This is a genomic window from Hydrogenophaga sp. SL48 (genome assembly GCF_021729865.1).
GTDB lineage: Bacteria > Pseudomonadota > Gammaproteobacteria > Burkholderiales > Burkholderiaceae_C > Hydrogenophaga.
Map to the genome: position 1 here is coordinate 4,094,580 of NZ_CP063400.1, position 19,660 is coordinate 4,114,239.

16 protein-coding genes are annotated in these 19,660 nt (G+C 68.0%); 13 read left to right on the plus strand and 3 right to left on the minus strand.

Features of this window, described 5'->3' with window-relative positions; all coding sequences use genetic code 11:
* Positions 1 to 15 precede the first annotated feature (15 nt).
* The gene (gene iolG, locus IM738_RS19385) at positions 16 to 1,011 is read left to right on the plus strand and encodes an inositol 2-dehydrogenase (protein WP_236962672.1); all 996 of its coding nucleotides are present in this window, start codon (positions 16 to 18) and stop codon (positions 1,009 to 1,011) included.
* Positions 1,012 to 1,022: 11 nt separating this feature from the next.
* On the plus strand, positions 1,023 to 2,045 hold the full coding sequence (locus IM738_RS19390; protein WP_236962673.1) for a Gfo/Idh/MocA family oxidoreductase: 1,023 nt from the start codon (positions 1,023 to 1,025) through the stop codon (positions 2,043 to 2,045).
* Between the two features lie 478 nt (positions 2,046 to 2,523).
* Here the strand turns inward: IM738_RS19390 and IM738_RS19395 are convergent, their stop codons facing one another.
* Positions 2,524 to 3,462: an aldose 1-epimerase gene (locus IM738_RS19395; RefSeq protein ID WP_236962674.1), complete on the minus strand. Its 939-nt coding sequence runs from the start codon at positions 3,460 to 3,462 to the stop codon at positions 2,524 to 2,526.
* A gap of 161 nt (positions 3,463 to 3,623) precedes the next feature.
* Positions 3,624 to 4,535, minus strand: a complete 912-nt coding sequence (locus IM738_RS19400; protein WP_236962675.1) for an SMP-30/gluconolactonase/LRE family protein — start codon at positions 4,533 to 4,535, stop codon at positions 3,624 to 3,626.
* A gap of 158 nt (positions 4,536 to 4,693) precedes the next feature.
* Between IM738_RS19400 and IM738_RS19405 the strand changes: the two genes are divergently transcribed.
* A complete protein-coding gene (locus tag IM738_RS19405; RefSeq protein ID WP_236962676.1) occupies positions 4,694 to 5,509 on the plus strand; it encodes an SDR family NAD(P)-dependent oxidoreductase in 816 nt (271 codons plus the stop codon).
* A 112-nt stretch (positions 5,510 to 5,621) separates the two neighbouring features.
* Here IM738_RS19405 and IM738_RS19410 read toward each other — a convergent pair whose 3' ends face one another.
* Entirely contained in the window at positions 5,622 to 6,575 is a 954-nt protein-coding gene (locus IM738_RS19410) for a LysR substrate-binding domain-containing protein (protein ID WP_236962677.1), read from the minus strand.
* Positions 6,576 to 6,700: 125 nt separating this feature from the next.
* Between IM738_RS19410 and IM738_RS19415 the strand changes: the two genes are divergently transcribed.
* The 10 genes from IM738_RS19415 (at position 6,701) to IM738_RS19460 (ending at position 19,606) form a co-directional block, all read left to right on the plus strand.
* A complete protein-coding gene (locus tag IM738_RS19415; protein ID WP_236962678.1) occupies positions 6,701 to 8,152 on the plus strand; it encodes an aldehyde dehydrogenase family protein in 1,452 nt (483 codons plus the stop codon).
* Between the two features lie 47 nt (positions 8,153 to 8,199).
* Entirely contained in the window at positions 8,200 to 9,165 is a 966-nt protein-coding gene (locus IM738_RS19420; protein WP_236962679.1) for an ABC transporter substrate-binding protein, read from the plus strand.
* Between the two features lie 75 nt (positions 9,166 to 9,240).
* Positions 9,241 to 10,305 (plus strand): multiple monosaccharide ABC transporter substrate-binding protein, encoded by a 1,065-nt coding sequence (chvE, locus tag IM738_RS19425; protein WP_236962680.1) that lies wholly within the window; start codon positions 9,241 to 9,243, stop codon positions 10,303 to 10,305.
* A gap of 104 nt (positions 10,306 to 10,409) precedes the next feature.
* The gene (mmsA, locus tag IM738_RS19430; RefSeq protein ID WP_236962681.1) at positions 10,410 to 11,927 is read left to right on the plus strand and encodes a multiple monosaccharide ABC transporter ATP-binding protein; all 1,518 of its coding nucleotides are present in this window, start codon (positions 10,410 to 10,412) and stop codon (positions 11,925 to 11,927) included.
* Position 11,928: 1 nt separating this feature from the next.
* Positions 11,929 to 13,155, plus strand: a complete 1,227-nt coding sequence (gene mmsB / locus IM738_RS19435) for a multiple monosaccharide ABC transporter permease (protein WP_236962682.1) — start codon at positions 11,929 to 11,931, stop codon at positions 13,153 to 13,155.
* A 34-nt stretch (positions 13,156 to 13,189) separates the two neighbouring features.
* A complete protein-coding gene (locus IM738_RS19440; protein ID WP_236962683.1) occupies positions 13,190 to 14,716 on the plus strand; it encodes a sugar ABC transporter ATP-binding protein in 1,527 nt (508 codons plus the stop codon).
* Entirely contained in the window at positions 14,709 to 15,752 is a 1,044-nt protein-coding gene (locus tag IM738_RS19445; protein WP_236962684.1) for an ABC transporter permease, read from the plus strand. Before IM738_RS19440 ends, IM738_RS19445 begins: the two co-directional genes overlap by 8 nt.
* Complete coding sequence (gene yjfF / locus IM738_RS19450) at positions 15,749 to 16,774, plus strand: galactofuranose ABC transporter, permease protein YjfF (RefSeq protein ID WP_236962685.1); 1,026 nt, start codon at positions 15,749 to 15,751, stop codon at positions 16,772 to 16,774. Before IM738_RS19445 ends, yjfF begins: the two co-directional genes overlap by 4 nt.
* 22 nt (positions 16,775 to 16,796) lie before the next feature.
* Complete coding sequence (locus IM738_RS19455; protein ID WP_236962686.1) at positions 16,797 to 18,530, plus strand: IlvD/Edd family dehydratase; 1,734 nt, start codon at positions 16,797 to 16,799, stop codon at positions 18,528 to 18,530.
* A gap of 146 nt (positions 18,531 to 18,676) precedes the next feature.
* Positions 18,677 to 19,606, plus strand: coding sequence for a dihydrodipicolinate synthase family protein (locus IM738_RS19460; protein WP_236962687.1), 930 nt, complete (start codon positions 18,677 to 18,679; stop codon positions 19,604 to 19,606).
* The last annotated feature ends 54 nt before the right edge of the window (positions 19,607 to 19,660 follow it).

The following is a 19,660-nucleotide window of genomic DNA, read 5'->3' on the forward strand; positions in this document are numbered from 1 at the left end:
GGAGACAGGACTTTCATGAAAAACGCCGCCGTGTTCGGTGCGGGTCGCATCGGCCGCATCCATGCCACCAACCTGGCCGCCCAGTCGGGTGTGCAACTCAAGTACGTCTGCGACGCCATGCCGGCCGCCGCCGCCGACCTGGCCCAGACCCTGGGTGCGCAGGTGGCCGACATCGACACCGTGTTCGCCGACCCGTCCATCGACGCGGTCGCCATCTGCTCGCCCACCAGCACCCACAGCGACCTGATCGCGCGCGCAGCCGCCGCGGGCAAACACATCTTCTGCGAGAAGCCGGTCGACCTCTCGGTGCCGCGCGCCGAAGCCGTGGCGCAGGCCGTGGCCGCGGCGGGCGTGGGCTGCATGATCGGCTTCCAGCGCCGCTTCGACCCCACCTTCAACGAAGCCCGCCGCCGCATGGACGCGGGCGAGATCGGCAACCCCGAGATGCTGGTCATCACCAGCCGCGACCCGGGCGCCCCGCCGGTGGACTACATCAAGCAGTCGGGCGGCATCTTCCGCGACATGCTGATCCACGACTTCGACGTGTTCCGCTGGATCCTCTGCGCCGACGGCGACGAAGCCGCCTGGCTGAGCGCCACCGGCTCGGTACTGACCGACCCGGCCGTGGGCGCGGCGGGCGACTTCGACTGCACCGCCGTCACCATCCGCACGGCGAAGGGCCGCCTGTGCCAGATCAACACCACGCGCCGCGCCGCCTACGGCTACGACCAGCGCTTCGAGGTGCTGGGTTCGTTGGGCCTGCTGCAATGCGGCAACCAGACACCGAGCGAGGTGGTGCAATGGGACGCGAACGGTGTGAAGGCCGACAAGCCCGAGGCCTTCTTCCTGCAACGCTACGCCGCCGCCTACCGTCTGGAGATCGAACACTTCTTCAGCTGCCTGCAATCGGGCCAGCCGTTCAAGACCACGGTGCAGGACGGCGTGCTGGCACAGAAGCTGGCCGATGCGGCCACAAAGAGCGCCACGTCCGGCCAGCCCGTGACCTTCTGAAGGCACGGACCATGAGCACCAAGATCCTCAACGTCGGCATCGCCGGCCTCGGCCGCCTCGGCAAACGCCACGCCGAACAGCTCGCCCGCCACACGCCCGGCGCGCGACTCGTGGCCGCCTGCAGCCCGGTGCCCGCCGAACTGAACTGGGCGCGCACCGAATTGGGTGTGACCCGCTGCCACGACACACTGGAAGCGATGCTGGCCGACGCCGACATTCACGCCATCGTGCTGGTGACCCCCACCACGCTGCACGCCGACCAGACCAGCGCCTGCCTGCGCGCGGGCAAACACGTCTTCGTCGAAAAGCCGCTGTCGCTGGACGTGGCCACCTGCGAGGCGGTGGAAGCCGTTGCGAAGCAGCACCCGGATCTGGTGGCCATGGTCGGCTTCGTGCGCCGCTTCGACCCGAGCTACGCCGAGGCCAAGGCCGCCATCGAACAGGGCGAACTCGGCAGGCCCTTCCTGGTGCGCTCGCAGACCTGCGACCAGAACGACCCCGACGGTTTCTTCGTGAAGTTCGCACCCAGCTCGGGCGGCATCTTCATGGACTGCAGCGTGCACGACATCGACCTCGCGCGCTGGATGCTCGGCAACCCGAAGGCGACGCGCGTGTTCGCCAGCGGCACCATCGCCATCCACGACGGACTCCAGCCCTTCGGTGATGTGGACAACGGCCTGGCCATCGTCGAGTTCGACGGCGGACAACGCGCCGTGCTCTACGCCAGCCGCACCATGCCGCACGGCCACGAAACCACCACCGAAGTCATCGGCACCACCGGCACCTTGCAGGTGGGCGTGGGCGCGCACCTGAGCCGCGTGCAGTACCGCGACGCCTGCGGCGTGGGCCACCGCGCCCTGCCCGATTTCTTCGCGCGTTTCGGTGACGCGTTCCGGCTGGAGATGGAGGCCTTCGTCTCGGCCTGCCGCGGCGAACAGCCCTCACCGCTCACGCTCAACGACGCCACCGAAGCCACACGCATCGGCCAGGCGATCACACAGTCGCTGCGCAGCGGGATGCCGGTGACGCTTTGATCGGCAGCGCTTTCAGGGTCTTTCTTCCTCCAGTGTGGGTGAGCAAGTAGGGCACAGAGCGTCTCACTCGTGGCACCTCGCGAGCCAAGGCGTGTGCGCTCAGGCCTTGGCAACAAGGGTTTGGGTAGTCCGCCGGTAGAGCGCAACACCGCTTCTTTGCTGCGGCAGGCGCTGCCCGGTGGGGGCGATTTTCCGGGGTGGCTGTGTCCGCCCGTCTGGGGCCGGGCGCGCAGGTGCGCGCATCGTTGTCTGACTCGCGGCCACTGTCTGAACGGAGAGAGCGAAGCGAACGCAGAGAGTTTGGCCGCGCCGGCCCCAGACGGGCGGACACAGCGAAGTCGGCGCAGCCGACCACCCCGGATGAGCCCCCACCGGGCAGCGCCTGCCGCAGCACGCGAGGTGCTGCACCCACCAAACGCCCCCAACCCACCCCGTCAGGCAGGATCAAAAAGAGCTTGAAGGGGCTTCGCGCTTTCGATCAACCAGCGCTGGCAGGCGCGGGCGACTGCAGCGGACCCAATCGCCACTGCACATGGAGCGCAAACGCCTCGCCCTGCGACAGCACACGCAGCCCCGGCTGGCCGGCCAAGTGGAAGGCGTCGATGGGCTGGGTGATGGGCTCGAAGCAGAAGGCCGGACCCACCGGCGGGCGGTAGATCAGGCAGTAGTGCTGCGCGACGCCGCCGTCGCGCTCGAAGTCGGGCATGGTGGCGGTGAGCTGCAGGCCGCGTTCGGGCCATTCGATGCGGGCGCTGCCGCCCCAGCCGGTGTAGCCGTTGTCGATCAGGGTGCCGTGGGCGGACACGCCTTCGTTCAGGTTCCAGCCAGGCGGGTACAAGGTGGTGTGTTCGACCGGCATCGGGTCGTCGCCACACAGCCAGACGCCCTGCACCGGCGCGCTGATGCGCGTGGCGGGCGTGCGCGGGAACCAGGGGTGCACGCCGATGCCGTAGGGCAGCGGCTGCTCGCCCAGGTGGCGCACCTCCACCCGCTGGTCCAGCCCGCCGTCCACCAGCCGGAAGGTCTGCACGGCTTCGTAGTCGTGGGGGTTGCCCTGGAAACCCTGCGAGCGCAGCGTCATGACCAGGGTGTCGTCGGCCGGTTGCGTGAGCACCCAGGGCTGCAACCAGCCGTCGCCGTGGATCGGGTAGGGCTCACCCGCGCGGTTGTTCTGCATGGGGTGGAAGCGCCCGCCGTGCGTGAAGCCGCCGCCGCTGATGCGATTGGACCAGGGCACCATGGGAAAGGAGGCGAGCCGGTAGAGGTCCGGGGTGCCATCCCAGGGGCGCCAGAGGTCCAGCGGCCCTTCCGGCCGATCGGCCTGCCAGGCGGCCACGCTGCCGCCGAGCGAGGGGACCAGCCCCAGGTGCTGATCGGCGTGGTGCAGCCAGACGATGGGGTGGGTGGTCTCGGTCATGGGTGCGCTTTCAAAAACAGGGATTGGTGGTACTCGGTGCCGGAGCGCCACAAGCAGACGCATGAAGCAGCCCAACCCAGGGCGCCGCCGGGCCGGCTTTGCCGGACGGCCAGTGCCGCCCCCTTGAGGGGGTCGCGCACTGCGCGGCAGGGGTGTTCCATCTAGCCGCCGAACAGGTTGGCGGGCAGGCCCGGGCTGTCAACGGAAACGGCGAACAGGCCGCCCGCGAGTGGTTCAGCCGCGAGCTGCTCGGGCGTGAGGCCAAAGCGGGCGGTGGTGATGAACAGGGTGTGCAGATCGGGGCCGCCGAAGCTGCAGTTGGTGACGTGGCTGGTGGGCAGTTCCACGCGGCCCAGTTCCTCGGCGGTCACCGGGTCGTGGCAGCTCACGCAGGCGCCGCCCCAGTGCGCGATCCAGACCCGGCCGAGCGCGTCGGTCGTCATGCCGTCGGGCACGCCGTCGCCGGGCGCCATGCGGTTCCACGGCTGGAGGGGCGAGAGGGCGCCGGTGGCGGGATCGCAGTCGCCGCGGTAGGTGCTGCCGTTCACCGTGTCGTTCACATACAGATGCAGGCGGCCTGCGTCCAGCGCCCAGGTGGGGCCGTTGGTCACGGCGAAGCCCAGGGGGTGGCGCGTGCAGCGGCCGTCGGGGTCGTAGCGGTAGAGCGCGCCCGTCGGCGCCTCGCAGGCGAAGTCCATGGAGCCGGCCCAGAAGCGGCCCTGCGCGTCGCACTTGCCGTCGTTGAAGCGGTTGCCTGGCGGCTCGGCCTCGGGCTGGTGCAGGTAGATCGGTTCCTGGTCGGTAGCGGGGTCGAACACGGCAAACCCCCGGCGCAGGGTCACGATCAGGCCCGGCGCCCCGGCGCGCTCGGCCAGCGCCGAGATGTTTTCGGCAAAGGTCCATTCGCGGTGGGTGCCGCTGGCCAGGTCCAGCCGGTGCAGGCGGCAGGCCAGGATGTCCACCCAGTACAGCGCCTGCTGGCGCACCGACCAGAGCAGGCCCTCGCCCAGCTCGGCGCCGCCCTCCCACACACAGTGCACCGGCCCGCACACGGGGCCGGATGGGTCAGGCACGGGCGCGCCAGCGGGTGGGGTGTCCACAGGGTTCAAGCTTGTCTCCGTCTGTTGTTTCTGTACCTGTCCGATGAATGCCACTTGACGCTGCGCATCTTATCGCCGCAAAGTGATGTCTGGAACAGATCTTAAACATATATATCGATATACATATTGCAATGACAAGTGCTTCTTCCACCCCACCGTCCGCCGTCACCGCCCCGGCAACGGCCGGGTTCTCCCGCTTCCCCAGTCTGCGCGGTCGCGCGGTGTTTGTCACTGGCGGCGGCAGCGGCATCGGGGCCGCCATCGTCGCGGCGTTTGCCGAACAGGGCGCGCGCGTCGCTTTCGTGGACGTGGCCCGGGAGGCCAGCGAGGCCCTGGCGCAGCAGGTGGTGGACGCCGGGCATGAGCGCCCGTGGTGGCGCGTGTGCGACGTGCGCGACATCGCCGCGCTGCAGGCCGCCATCGGCGACGCGGCCGCCGCGCTGGGCGACTTCTCGGCGCTGGTCAACAACGTCGCCAGCGACGACCGCCACACCCTGGAGTCGGTGACGCCGGACTACTACGACGAGCGCATGGCGATCAACGAACGCCCGGCCTTTTTTGCGATCCAGGCCGTGGTGCCGGGCATGCGCCGCCTCGGCGCGGGCTCGGTGATCAACCTCGGCTCCACCGGCTGGCAGAGCAAGAGCGGCGGCTACCCCTGCTACGCGATCGCCAAGTCGTCGGTGAACGGCCTCACGCGCGGGCTGGCCAAGCCCCTGGGGCGCGACCGCATCCGCGTCAACACCGTGTCGCCCGGCTGGGTCATGACCGAGCGCCAGATCGCCCTCTGGCTCGACGCCGAGGGCGAGCAGGAGATCCAGCGCAACCAGTGCCTGCCCGACAAGCTGCGTCCCCACGACATCGCGCGCATGGTGCTGTTCCTTGCGTCGGACGACGCCGCGATGTGCACGGCGCAGGAGTTCAAGGTCGACGCGGGCTGGGCATAGCAGGAGCCCCCACGCTCCGCCGCTGCGCGGGTCGCTGCCCCCCGAGGGGGCTGATCCGCCTTGGGGCGGCCCGGCGGCGGATCGCTTTCACCGCCCAAGCGCGGCGGGGGTGTCAATCCAATGCCCGCCCGTACTGAACCATGCTGACCTGCTTCAGCGCCTTCATCATCACCTTGGCCGCGGGCGAGAGCAGGCGGTCGGTGCGGGTGATGATGCCGAAGGCGTCCATGTGGCAGGGCATGGCCAGCGGCAGCACCGAGACGATGCCGTGTGAGGCGTAGTAGTGGGCCACGTCGGCCGCGAGCACGGCCACCATGTCGCTCTGCTGCAGCATGCGGGTGATGAACAGCAGGGCCGAGGTCTCGATGGTGTTGATCGGTGGCGCCAGGCCGTCCTGCTGGAACATCAGGTCGAAGCGGTGGCGCAGCACGCTGCCGGCCGGCGGCACGATCCAGCCCGCCGCGAGCACGTCGCGCAGGGTCAGGCCGCTGGTGCCCAGCAGCGGGTGGCCCGGGCGGGTGATGGCGCAGATCAGCTCTTCGGTCAGTGGCTCGTAGCGCAGGTGGGACTTGTCGTGCTCGGCAAACAGGCGGCCCACCACGATGTCGAGCTTGCCCTGCTCCAGCCGCTCGAGCAGCACCGGGCTGGTCTCGATGTCGAGCGAGATGCGCAGGCTGGGGTGCGCCTGCTTGACCTGGGCCACGGCCGCCGGCAGCAGGGTCAGGCCGGGCGAGGTGATGGCGCCGATGCCCACCTGCCCGTAGTGGCCGGTCTTGAGCGCGTTGAGTTCGTCGTGCGCCTGGTTCAGGCTGGCCAGCGCCATGCGCGCGTGCCGGATCATGGTCTCGCCGTACCAGGTGGGCCGCATGCCCCGGGGCAGGCGCTCGAACAACGGCACCTCCAGCACGTCCTCCAGGTCCTTCAGCAGCTTGGACGCGGCGGGCTGCGTCATGCTGAGCACCTGGGCCGCACGGTGGATGTTGCCCTCCTCGGCCAGCGCCACCAGCAGCAGCAGCTGGCGGGTCTTGAGGCGCGCACGGATGAACCAGTGGTTGTAGGTGCTCATGGGATGGGGGGGGTGAGGTGGGGTTTTCCAGAATCCGAAGACAGATATGTATTTTGTCCAAAAAACGATTGGATTGATATGAAAATCAAACCTAGACTGCAGCCCGGCACATCAGAAGGACCTCCATGAAGCTCGGCGACATGCAGCAGAACCCCCGCCACCTGATCAACGGGCGCTGGGAGATCGGCACCACCACCGGGGTGAGCACCAACCCGTCGGACACCCGCGAGGTGGTGGCCGAGTACGCCCGGGCCGACCGCAACCAGACCGAGCTGGCCATCCGCGCCGCCGCAGACGCCCTGCCCCACTGGAGCCACAGCACCCCCCAGCGCCGCGCCGACGTGCTCGACCAGATCGGCAGCGAGCTGCTGGCGCGCAAGGACGAACTGGGCGCGCTGCTGTCCCGCGAAGAGGGCAAGACGCTGCCCGAGGGCGTGGGCGAGGTGGCGCGCGCCGGCCAGATCTTCAAGTTCTTCGCTGGCGAGGCGCTGCGGGTGCAGGGCGAGCTCATGGCCTCGGTGCGCCCGGGCGTGCAGGTGGACGTGACCCGCGAACCCGTGGGCGTGGTGGGCATCATCGCGCCCTGGAACTTCCCCTTCGCGATCCCCGCCTGGAAGATCGCGCCGGCCCTGGCCTACGGCAACACCGTGGTCTTCAAGCCGGCCGAGCTGGTGCCGGCCTGTGCCTGGGCGCTGGCCGAGATCATCAACCGCTGCGGCCTGCCGGCCGGCGTGTTCAACCTGGTCATGGGCAGCGGCCGCGAGGTCGGCCAGACGCTGGTCGACCACCCGCTGGTCAACGCGCTGAGCTTCACCGGCTCGGTGTCCACTGGCGAGCGCATCCTGCAGGCCGCCACGGCGCGGCGCGCCAAGGTGCAGCTGGAGATGGGCGGCAAGAACCCGCTGGTGGTGCTGGCCGACGCCGACCTGGACCAGGCCATCGACTGCGCGCTGCAGGGCTCGTACTTCTCGACCGGCCAGCGCTGCACGGCGTCGAGCCGCCTGATCGTGGAAGCCAAGGTGCACGACGCCTTCGTGGCCCGGCTGCGCCAGCGCCTGGAGGCGCTCAAGGTGGGCCACGCGCTGGAGCGCGGCACCCAGATGGGCCCGGTGGTGGACGCCAGCCAGCTGGACCAGAACCTGGCCTACGTGGACATCGCGCGCAACGAGGGCGCCGAACACGTCTGGGGCGGCCAGCGGCTGGAGCGCCCGACGCCCGGCCACTACATGAGCCCGGCCCTGTTCCTGGCGAAACCCGAGCACCGCATCGCCCGCGAAGAGGTGTTCGGCCCGGTGGCCTGCGTGCTGCGCGCCGACGGCTACGAACACGCGCTGGCGCTCGCCAACGACACCCCCTTTGGCCTGTGCGCGGGCATCTGCACCACCTCGCTCAAGCACGCCATGCACTTCAAACGCCACGCCGAGGTCGGGATGACCATGGTCAACCTGCCCACGGCGGGCGTCGATTTCCATGTGCCGTTTGGTGGGCGCAAGGACTCGAGCCACGGCTCGCGCGAACAAGGCCGTTACGCGGCAGAGTTTTACACCACCGTCAAGACCGGCTACATGCTGGCCTGATCGCTTCGTCAGACATCGCCCTTCCCTTTCAACCAGGAGACAACACCATGAAACTGAACCGCAGAACCCTCGCCGCCGCCATCGCCTGTGCCCCCATCGCCGGTCTGCTGCCGGCCACCGCCTGGGCGCAGAAGCCCATCGTGCTGGGCTTCAGCCAGGTCGGTGCCGAGAGCGAATGGCGCACCGCCAACACCGAGTCGATCAAGTCCGCCGCCAAGGAGGCCGGCATCGAGCTCAAGTTCTCCGACGCCCAGCAGAAGCAGGAAAACCAGATCAAGGCGATCCGCGCCTTCATCGCCCAGAAGGTGGACGTGATCGCGTTCTCGCCGGTGGTCGAGTCGGGCTGGGAGCCGGTGCTGCGCGAGGCCAAGGCCGCCAAGATCCCGGTGGTGTTGACCGACCGCGCGGTGAACACCAAGGACGATTCGCTGTATGTGTCCTTCATGGGCTCGGACTTCGTCGAAGAAGGCCGCAAGGCCGGCCGCTGGCTGGTCGAGAAGATGAAAGACCAGAAGGGCGAGGTCAACATCGTCGAGCTGCAGGGCACCGTGGGCTCGGCCCCGGCCATCGACCGCAAGAAGGGCTTCGAGGAAATCATCAAGGCCGACCCGAAGTTCAAGATCATCCGCAGCCAGACCGGTGACTTCACCCGCGCCAAGGGCAAGGAAGTGATGGAAGCCTTCCTGAAGGCCGAAGGCAAGAAGATCAACGTGCTGTATGCGCACAACGACGACATGGCCATCGGCGCGATCCAGGCCATCGAAGAGGCCGGCATGAAGCCCGCCAAGGACATCACCATCATCTCGATCGACGCCGTGAAGGGCGCCTTCGAGGCCATGATCGCCGGCAAGCTCAACGTGTCGGTCGAATGCAGCCCGCTGCTTGGCCCGCAGCTGATGGCCGCCGTGAAGGACATCAAGGCCGGCAAGGCGGTGCAGAAACGCATCGTCACCGAAGAAGGCATCTTCCCGATGGAAGTCGCTGCCAAAGAGTTCCCCAAGCGCAAGTACTGATCCGGCCCACGGATCACCCCCAACCCCGCGCGCCCGCAGAGGCGCGCGGTTCAACAGAAGACCGGAGACCCCTTCATGAAACGTGCAACCCTCAAGACCCTGCTGGCCGCCCTGGCGCTGGGCGCCGTCGGCGCCTCGGCGCTGGCGCAGGACAAAGGCAGCATCGGCATCTCGATGCCGACCAAATCGTCGGCGCGCTGGATCGCCGACGGCGACAACATGGTCAAGGTGCTCAAGGAGCGCGGCTACAAGACCGACCTGCAGTACGCCGACGACGACATCCCGAACCAGCTGGCACAGATCGAGAACATGATCACCAAGGGCGCCAAGGTGCTGGTGATCGCCTCCATCGACGGCACCACGCTGTCGCGCGTGCTGCAGAGCGCGGCCGACAAGGGCGTGAAGGTCATTGCCTACGACCGCCTGATCAAGGGTTCGAAGAACGTGGACTACTACGCCACCTTCGACAACTTCCAGGTCGGCGTGCTGCAGGCCAATTCCATCGTCGACAAGCTCGGCCTCAAGCAGGGCAAGGGCCCGTTCAACATCGAACTCTTCGGTGGCTCGCCCGACGACAACAACGCCTTCTTCTTCTACGACGGCGCCATGAGCGTGCTCAAGCCCTACATCGACAGCGGCAAGCTGGTGGTGCGCAGCAAGCAGCTGGGCATGAACAAGGTCGGCACGCTGCGCTGGGACGGCGCGGTCGCGCAGGCCCGCATGGACAACCTGCTCTCGGCGTTCTATGGCAAGGACAAGGTGCACGCCGTGCTCTCGCCCTACGACGGCCTGTCGATCGGCATCCTGTCCTCGCTCAAGGGCGTGGGCTACTGCACGGCGCAACAGCCCTGCCCGGTGGTCAGCGGCCAGGACGCGGAAGTGCCCTCGGTCAAGTCCATCCTCAAGGGCGAGCAGTCCTCGACCGTGTTCAAGGACACGCGCGAGCTGGCCAAGGTCGCGGCCAACATGGTGGACGCCACGCTCTCGGGCAAGCAGCCCGAGATCAACGACACCAAGACCTACAACAACGGCGTGAAGGTCGTGCCCTCGTACCTGCTCAAGCCGGTGTCGGTGGACGCGTCCAACTGGAACAGCGTGCTGGTCGGCAGCGGTTACTACAAGGAATCGCAGATCAAGTGAGCCTCCCCGCCGGTTGACCCCCACCGCCCGCGAGCCCACCCGGCCCCGCGGGCGGCGGATCTTCCGCGCGGGATGTTCCCGGCCTCCACGGACACGTCCAGACCATGTTGCTCGAAATGCGGAACATCCGCAAAACCTTCCCCGGGGTGGTGGCGCTCAACCAGGTGAACCTGCGCGTGCGCGCGGGGGAAATCCACGCCATCGTGGGTGAAAACGGCGCCGGCAAATCGACCCTGATGAAGGTGCTCTCCGGGGTCTACCCCCACGGCAGCTACAGCGGCGAGATCGTCTTCGAAGGGCAGGAACGCCGCTTCGACGGCATCCGCGACAGCGAACACCTGGGGGTGATCATCATCCACCAGGAGCTCGCGCTGGTGCCGCTGCTGTCGATCGCGGAGAACATCTTCCTGGGCAACGAACCGGCCCGATTCGGTGTGATCGACTGGATGGTCGCGCACAGCAAGACGCAGGCGCTGCTGGCCAAAGTGGGCCTGAAGGAATCACCCGAGACCCTGATCACCCACCTCGGCGTGGGCAAGCAGCAGCTGGTGGAGATCGCCAAGGCGCTGTCGCGCCAGGTGAAGCTGCTGATCCTGGACGAACCCACCGCCAGCCTGAACGAAAACGACAGCCAGGCGCTGCTCGACCTGCTGCTCGAACTGAAAAGCCAGGGCATCACCTGCATCCTGATCTCGCACAAGCTCAACGAAATTTCCCGCGTCGCCGATTCCATCACCATCCTGCGCGACGGCAGCACGGTGGAGACGCTCGACTGCCGCGCCGGCGCCGTCAGCGAAGACCGCGTGATCCAGGCCATGGTGGGCCGCGAGATGGCCGACCGCTACCCCCGGCGCCAGCCTGACATCGGCGACACCGTGTTCGAGGTGCGCGACTGGCGCGCCTTCCACCCGCACCACAGCGAGCGCGAGTTCATCAAAGGCATCGATCTGCAGGTGAAGCGCGGCGAGATCGTGGGCATCGCCGGGCTCATGGGCGCGGGCCGCACCGAGCTGGCCATGAGCATCTTCGGCCGCTCGTGGGGCCACCGCATCAGCGGCGAAGTGCGGCTGCACGGCCAGCCCATCGACGTGAGCACGGTGGAAAAAGCCGTGCGCCACGGTCTGGCCTACGTCACCGAAGACCGCAAGGGCAACGGCCTGGTGCTGAGCGAAGACATCCAGTTCAACGTGTCGCTGGCCCACCTGGGCGGCGTGTCGACCGCCACCGTGATCGACAACGGCCGCGAGCACCGGGTGGCCGAGGGCTACCGCGAGAAGCTGCGCATCCGCTGCTCGGGCGTGGACCAGAAAACCCTCAACCTCTCGGGCGGCAACCAGCAGAAGGTGGTGCTGAGCAAGTGGCTCTTCACCAACCCCGAGGTGCTGATCCTCGACGAGCCCACGCGCGGCATCGACGTCGGCGCCAAGTACGAGATCTACACCCTCATCGCGCAGCTCGCGGCCGAGGGCAAGTGCGTGATCGTGATCTCGTCGGAAATGCCCGAGCTGCTCGGCATCACCGACCGCCTCTACGTGATGAACGAAGGCCGCTTCATCGCCGAGATGCCCACGGCAGAAGCCTCCCAGGAACGAATCATGCGAGCGATCGTGAAAGCCAGCTGAGATGAACCAGACCCCCACCCCCACCGCGGTGTCCCCCGACACCAACGCCGTTCCGGCGGCCGCTCACGGCAAGTCGCCGCTGGACCACCTGAAGCACAACTTCCGCGAGTACGGCATGTTGATCACGCTGGTGGCCATCATGGGCTTCTTCCAGTACATGACCGACGGCACGCTGATGCAGCCGCTCAACCTCACCAACCTGGTGCTGCAGAACAGCTACATCGTCATCATGGCGCTGGGCATGTTGCTGGTGATCGTGGCCGGCCACATCGACCTCTCGGTGGGCTCGGTCTGCGGCTTCATCGGCGCGCTGGCGGCGGTGCTGATGGTGGAATACGAATGGCACTTCGTGCCCGCCTCCATCGTGTGCCTGCTGTGCGGCGGCCTGATCGGCGCGGCGCAGGGCTGGTTCGTCGCCTTCTCGCGCATCCCGTCCTTCATCGTCACGCTCGCGGGCATGCTGGTGTTCAAGGGCCTGGCGCTGGCGCTGCTGGCCGGCCAGTCGGTGGGGCCGTTTCCCGATGCCTTCCAGATGCTCAGCTCGGGCTTCATCCCCGACCTGTTCGACGCCGAAGGCCTGCGCCTGACCTCGCTGCTGCTGGGCGTGGCGGTGGCCGCAGCGCTGACCGTGGCCGGCGTGCGCGCCCGCGCCAACCGGCTCAAGCACGGTGTGCACGCCGAACCCGCCGTGTTCTTCCTGATCAAGACCGCCGTGTTCGCCGCGCTGCTGATCTACTTTGCCTACCTGATGGCCTCGTACAAGGGCCTGCCCAATGTGCTGATCGTGATGGCGCTGCTGATCGTGCTGTTCGACTTCGTCACCAGCCGCACCACCATCGGCCGGCGCATCTACGCCATGGGCGGCAACGAGAAGGCCGCCAAGCTCTCGGGCATCAAGACCGAGCGCCTGTCGTTCTACGCCTTCGTCAACATGGGCGTGCTCGCCGCGCTGGCCGGGCTGGTGTTCGCCGCGCGGCTGAACACCGCCACGCCCAAGGCCGGCCTGGGCTTCGAGCTCGACGTGATCGCCGCCTGCTTCATCGGCGGGGCCTCGGCCTCGGGCGGCGTGGGCAAGGTGATGGGCGCGGTCATCGGCGCTTTCATCATGGGCGTGATGAACAACGGCATGTCCATCCTCGGCATCGGCATCGATTACCAGCAGGTCATCAAGGGCGTGGTTCTGCTCGCAGCCGTGCTGGTCGATGTCTACAACAAGAACAAGGCTTGAGGCCGTGCGCCTGTCGACCAAGCCCCCATTGACCATGAACGCGACAACGCCCACCCCCGTGCTGGAACTCACGGGCATCCACAAGCAGTTCTCGGGCATCACCGTGTTGCGCGACGTGCAGCTGCGCCTGTACCCGGGCGAGATCCACGCCCTGATGGGGCAGAACGGCGCGGGCAAGTCCACGCTGATCAAGGTGCTCACCGGCGTGCTGGAGGCCAGCGGCGGACAGATGCGGTTGGGTGACCAGTCCGTGTGGCCTGACTCCCCGCGAGCCGCCCAGCGCCTGGGCATCAGCACCGTGTACCAGGAGGTCAACCTCTGCCCCAACCTCTCGGTGGCGGAAAACATCTTCGCCGGCCGCTACCCGCGCCTCGGCCTTGCGCAGGGCTTCCGCATCGACTGGGCCACGCTGAACCGGCGCGCCCGCGAGCTGGTTCATCGCATCGGGCTGGACATCGACGTGACGCGGCTGCTCTCCGACCACCCGGTGGCGGTGCAGCAGCTGGTGGCCATTGCGCGGGCGCTCAGCATCGAATCGCGTGTGCTGATCCTCGACGAACCCACCTCCAGCCTGGACGACGACGAGGTGCAGAAGCTGTTCGAGGTGCTGCGCCGCCTGCGCGGCGAGGGCTTGGCCATCGTGTTCGTGACCCACTTCCTGAACCAGGTCTACGCCATCTCCGACCGCATCACCGTGCTGCGCAACGGCAGCTGGGTCGGCGAATGGCCGGTGGGCGATTTGCCGGCGCAGGCGCTGATCGCCGCCATGCTGGGCCGCGAGCTGGCCGCGCAGTCCACCGAGGCGCCCGTGTCGCCCGTGTTCGACGAGGCCACGCCGGCCCTGTTGCAGGCCGAGGGCCTGGGTCAGACTGGCCAGCTGCAGGCGGTGGACCTGCGGGTGCGCGCGGGCGAGGTGGTGGGCCTGGCCGGCCTGTTGGGCGCGGGCCGCACCGAGCTGGCGCGGCTGCTGTTCGGCCTGGAGACGCCCGACCGCGGCGTGCTGCGCATCGACGGAAAGACCGTGGCCTTCGCCAACCCCATGGACGCCATCCGCCACGGCCTGGCGCTGTGCCCCGAAGAGCGCAAGACCGACGGCATCGTGGCCGAGCTCTCGGTGCGCGAAAACATCGCGCTGGCACTGCAGGCGCGTTTGGGCGTGGGCAAGTTCCTCTCGCGCGCCGAGCAGACCGCCCTGGCCGAGCGCTACGTGAAGTTGCTGGGCATCAAGACCGAGAGCGTGGACAAGCCCATCGGCCTGCTCTCGGGTGGCAACCAGCAAAAGGCCATCCTGGCGCGCTGGCTCGCCATCGAGCCGCGCCTGCTGATCCTGGACGAACCCACGCGCGGCATCGATGTGGCCGCGAAGCAGGAAATCATGGAACAGATCCTGCGCCTCGCGCAGGCCGGCATGGCCGTGCTGTTCATCTCTTCCGAAATGAGTGAGGTGGTGCGCGTGGCGCACCGCATCGTGGTGCTGCGCGACCGCCGCCTGGTGGGCGAGCTGCCCGCCGGGAGCAGCGAAGACGCTGTGTACGAACTGATTGCTGCCGAACATGAATGAGACCAACCCCTTGAGCGCCGCGATGCGCCACCGCCTGGCCTGGCCGCTGATCACGCTGGCGTTGCTGCTGGTCGTGAACACGGTGTTCAACGACAGCTTCCTGCACATCGAGTGGCGCGACGGCCACCTCTACGGCAGCCTGATCGACATCCTGAACCGCGCCGCGCCGCTGGTGCTGGTGTCGCTGGGCATGACCATGGTGATCGCCACGCGCGGCATCGACATCTCGGTGGGCGCGGTGGTGGCCATCGCGGCGGCGGTGGCGGCCTGGATGATCGGCGGCTCGGTGGCGGGCACCGAGAGCCGCTTCCCGCTGCCGTTCGCCATCCTGGGCGCCATCGGCGTGGCCGCGCTGTGCGGCCTGTGGAACGGTGTGCTGGTGGCCAAGGTGGGCATGCAGCCCATCATCGCCACGCTGATCCTGATGGTGGCCGGGCGCGGCATCGCCCAGCTCATCACCGACGGGCAGATCATCACCATCTACTACAAGCCCTTCTTCTTCCTGGGCGGTGGTTACCTGTTCGGCCTGCCGTTCTCGGTGTTCATCGTGGTGGCCGTGTTCGCCGCGCTCTACCTCGCGGTCACGCGCACGGCGCTGGGCCTGTTCGTGCAGGCCGTGGGCATCAACCCCACCGCCGCGCGCGTGGCCGGCGTGCAGGCGCGGCGCCTGATCGTGGCGGCCTACGCCTTCTGCGGCGTGTGCGCGGGCATCGCCGGCCTGCTGATCAGCTCCAACGTGAAAAGCGCCGACGGCAACAACGCGGGCCAGCTGCTGGAGCTCGACGCGATCCTGGCCGTGACCCTGGGCGGCACCGCGCTCACCGGCGGGCGCTTCAGCCTGGTGGGCAGCGTGATCGGCGCGCTCATCATCCAGACCCTGACCTACGCCATCTACTCGCTGGGCGTGCCGCCCGAGATCAACCTGGTGGTCAAGGCCGTGGTGGTGTTCATCGTGATGCTGCTGCAGTCGCCCGAGTTCCGGGCCGAGATCGGCGTGCTGGTGCGCCGGCCCGGTGTGCAGGGAGCGTCGTCATGAACACGGCTTCGCTCGACACCACCGCGGCGCCCTTGCCACCGACCGTGGCCACGCGCTCGCGCCTGAACCCGAAGTTCCTGCCGCTGATCGCCACGCTCTCGCTGTTCGTGGCCATGGCCACGCTGGGCTCGCTGCTCTACACCGGCTTCTTCTCGGCCCAGGTGTTCCTCAACCTGCTGATCGACAACGCCTTCCTGATCATCGTTGCGGTGGGCATGACCTTCGTGATCCTCTCGGGCGGCATCGACCTCTCGGTGGGCTCGGTGGTGGCGCTGACCACCATGGTGCTGGCCGCGCTGGTGGAGCACCGGGGCTGGAGCCCGGCGGTGGCGATCCCGCTGGTGCTGCTCATGGGCACGGCCTTCGGCGCCTTCATGGGTTTCCTGATCCAGCGCTACCGGCTGCAGCCCTTCATCGTCACGCTGGCGGGCATGTTCCTCGCGCGCGGCCTGTGTTACCTCATCAGCATCGACTCGATCAGCATCACCAACGAGTCGTTTTCCGAGCTGTCGCAGTGGCGCCTGCCGCTGTGGGAAGACGCCTCGCTCTCGCTGGGCGCGGTGATCGCCATCGTGGTGCTGCTGGCCGCGATCTTCATCGCGCACCACACGCCGTTTGGCCGCGCGGTCTACGCCGTGGGCGGCAACGAACACTCGGCCGTGCTGATGGGCCTGCCGGTGCGCCGCACGCTGGTGGGCGTGTACACGCTCTCGGGCTTCTGCTCGGCGCTGGCCGGCGTGGTCTTCACCTTCTACATGCTCTCGGGCTACGGCCTGCACGCCACCGGCATGGAGCTCGACGCCATCGCCGCCGTGGTGATCGGCGGCACGCTGCTCACCGGCGGTGTCGGCTATGTGGCCGGCACGCTGTTTGGCGTGCTGATGCTCGGGATCATCCAGACCCTGATCGCCTTCGACGGCACGCTGAGTTCCTGGTGGACGCGCATCGTCGTCGGCATCCTGCTGTTCGTGTTCTGCCTGTTGCAACGCCTGCTGACGCACCGCACGTCGCGGCCCTCCTGACTCCCCTCTGAGCCCACCCACCATGACCACCCCCAAGCGCAAACTCCGCTCCACCGAATGGTTCGGCACGGCCGACAAAAACGGCTTCATGTACCGCAGCTGGATGAAGAACCAGGGCATCCCGGACCACGAGTTCGACGGCCGCCCCATCATCGGCATCTGCAACACCTGGAGCGAGCTCACGCCCTGCAACGCGCACTTCCGCAAGATCGCCGAACACGTCAAGCGCGGCATCTACGAGGCGGGCGGTTTCCCGGTGGAGTTCCCGGTGTTCTCCAACGGCGAATCCAACCTGCGCCCCACCGCCATGCTCACGCGCAACCTCGCCAGCATGGACGTGGAAGAAGCCATCCGCGGCAACCCCATCGACGCCGTGGTGCTGCTGGTGGGCTGCGACAAGACCACGCCCGCGCTGCTGATGGGCGCGGCCAGCTGCGACGTGCCGGCCATCGTGGTCACCGGTGGCCCCATGCTCAACGGCAAGCTCGAAGGCAAGAACATCGGCTCGGGCACGGCCGTGTGGCAGCTGCACGAATCGCTCAAGGCGGGCGAGATCAACGAACACCAGTTCTTCGCGGCCGAGGCCGGCATGTCGCGCTCGGCCGGCACCTGCAACACCATGGGCACGGCCAGCACCATGGCCTGCATGGCCGAGGCGCTGGGCACCTCCCTGCCGCACAACGCGGCGATCCCGGCGGTGGATGCGCGCCGCTACGTGCTCGCGCACATGTCGGGCCAGCGCATCGTGGAGATGGCGAAGGAAGGCCTCACGCTGTCCAAGATCCTGACCCGCGAGGCGTTTGAAAACGCGATCCGCACCAACGCCGCCATCGGCGGTTCGACCAACGCGGTGATCCACCTGAAAGCCATCGCGGGCCGCATCGGCGTGCAGCTCGACCTCGAAGACTGGACGCGCATCGGCCAGGGCACGCCCACCCTGGTGGACCTGCAGCCCTCGGGCCGGTACCTCATGGAGGAGTTCTATTACGCCGGCGGCCTGCCCGCCGTGCTGCGCCGCCTGGGCGAACACAAGCTGCTGCCGCACCCGAACGCGCTCACCGTCAACGGCAAGAGCCTGTGGGACAACGTGCGCGAGGCGCCGCAGTACAACGACGAGGTGATCCGCACGCTCGACAACCCGCTGCTGGCCGACGGCGGCATCCGCATCCTGCGCGGCAACCTGGCACCGCGCGGCGCGGTGCTCAAGCCCTCGGCCGCCACACCGGAACTGCTCAAGCACCGGGGCCGCGCGGTGGTGTTCGAGAACCTGGAGCACTACAAGGAGCGCATCGTCGATGAAGACCTGGACATCGACGCCAGCTGCGTGATGGTGCTGAAGAACTGCGGCCCGCGCGGCTACCCCGGCATGGCCGAGGTGGGCAACATGGGCCTGCCGCCCAAGCTGCTGCGCCAGGGCATCAAGGACATGGTGCGCATCTCCGACGCGCGCATGAGCGGCACCGCCTACGGCACCGTGGTGCTGCACGTGGCGCCCGAGGCCGCTGCGGGTGGCCCGCTGGCTGCGGTGCGCGACGGCGACTTCATCGAGATGGACTGCGAGCAGGGCCGCCTGCACCTGGACATCAGCGACGCCGAACTGGCCGAGCGCCTGGCCGCTCTGGGGAACACCGACATGGGTGGGCGCGGCGGCTACCAGCGCCTGTACGTGGACCACGTGCTGCAGGCCGACGACGGCTGCGACTTCGATTTTCTGGTGGGCTGCCGGGGTTCCGCAGTCCCACGCCATTCACACTAAATGAAAGCCCCCCTGCGCCGCTTCGCGTCTTCCCCCCAGGGGGACGCTCCTGGTGGCCCGGCGAAGCCGGTTCCACGGGAGCCCTGGATGGACCTGGGCAAGGGAAGCGCTTTTTCATCCTCGATTTCACAACCTTTGATCCGACCATGACTTCCCCCCGCACGCCGCGCTACAGCGGCATCTTCCCCGTCGTGCCCACCACCTTCCATGAGGACGGCACGCTCGACCTGGAAAGCCAGAAACGCTGCCTCGATTTCATGATCGACGCCGGCTCCGACGGGCTGTGCATCCTGGCCAATTTCTCCGAGCAGTTCTCGCTGTCCGACGACGAGCGCGAGACGCTCACGCGTGTCTCGCTGGAACACGTGGCCGGGCGCGTGCCGGTGATCGTCACCACCACGCACTACGGCACCGCCGTCTGCGCCGCGCGCAGCAAGCGCGCACAGGACCTGGGCGCGGCCATGGTGATGGTCATGCCGCCGTACCACGGCGCCACCTTCCGCGTGCCCGAGCCGTTGATCCATGAGTTCTATGCGCGCGTGTCCGACGCCATCGGCATTCCGATCATGGTGCAGGACGCGCCGGCCAGCGGCACCGTGCTCTCGGCCCCCTTCCTCGCGCGCATGGCGCAGGAGATCGAACAGCTGGCCTACTTCAAGATCGAGACGCCGGGCGCCGCGAGCAAGCTGCGCGAGCTGATCCGCCTCGGCGGTGACGCCATCGAAGGCCCGTGGGACGGCGAGGAGGCCATCACCCTGCTGGCCGACCTCGACGCCGGCGCCACCGGCGCCATGACCGGCGGCGGCTTCCCCGACGGCATCCGCCCCATCATCGAAGCGCACCGCAACGGCCACGTCAATCGCGCCTTCGAGCTCTACCAGCGCTGGCTGCCGCTGATCAACCATGAGAACCGCCAGGGCGGCATCCTGACCGCCAAGGCGCTGATGAAGGAAGGCGGCGTGATCGCCTGCGAGGCCGGCCGCCACCCCTTCCCGCCCATGCACCCCGAGGTGCGGCGCGGCCTGATCGACATCGCGCGGCGGCTCGACCCGTTGGTCCTCCGTTGGAGGACTTGATTCCCCCCTGCGCCGCTTCGCGTCTTCCCCCCAGGGGGACGCACCCAGTGGCCC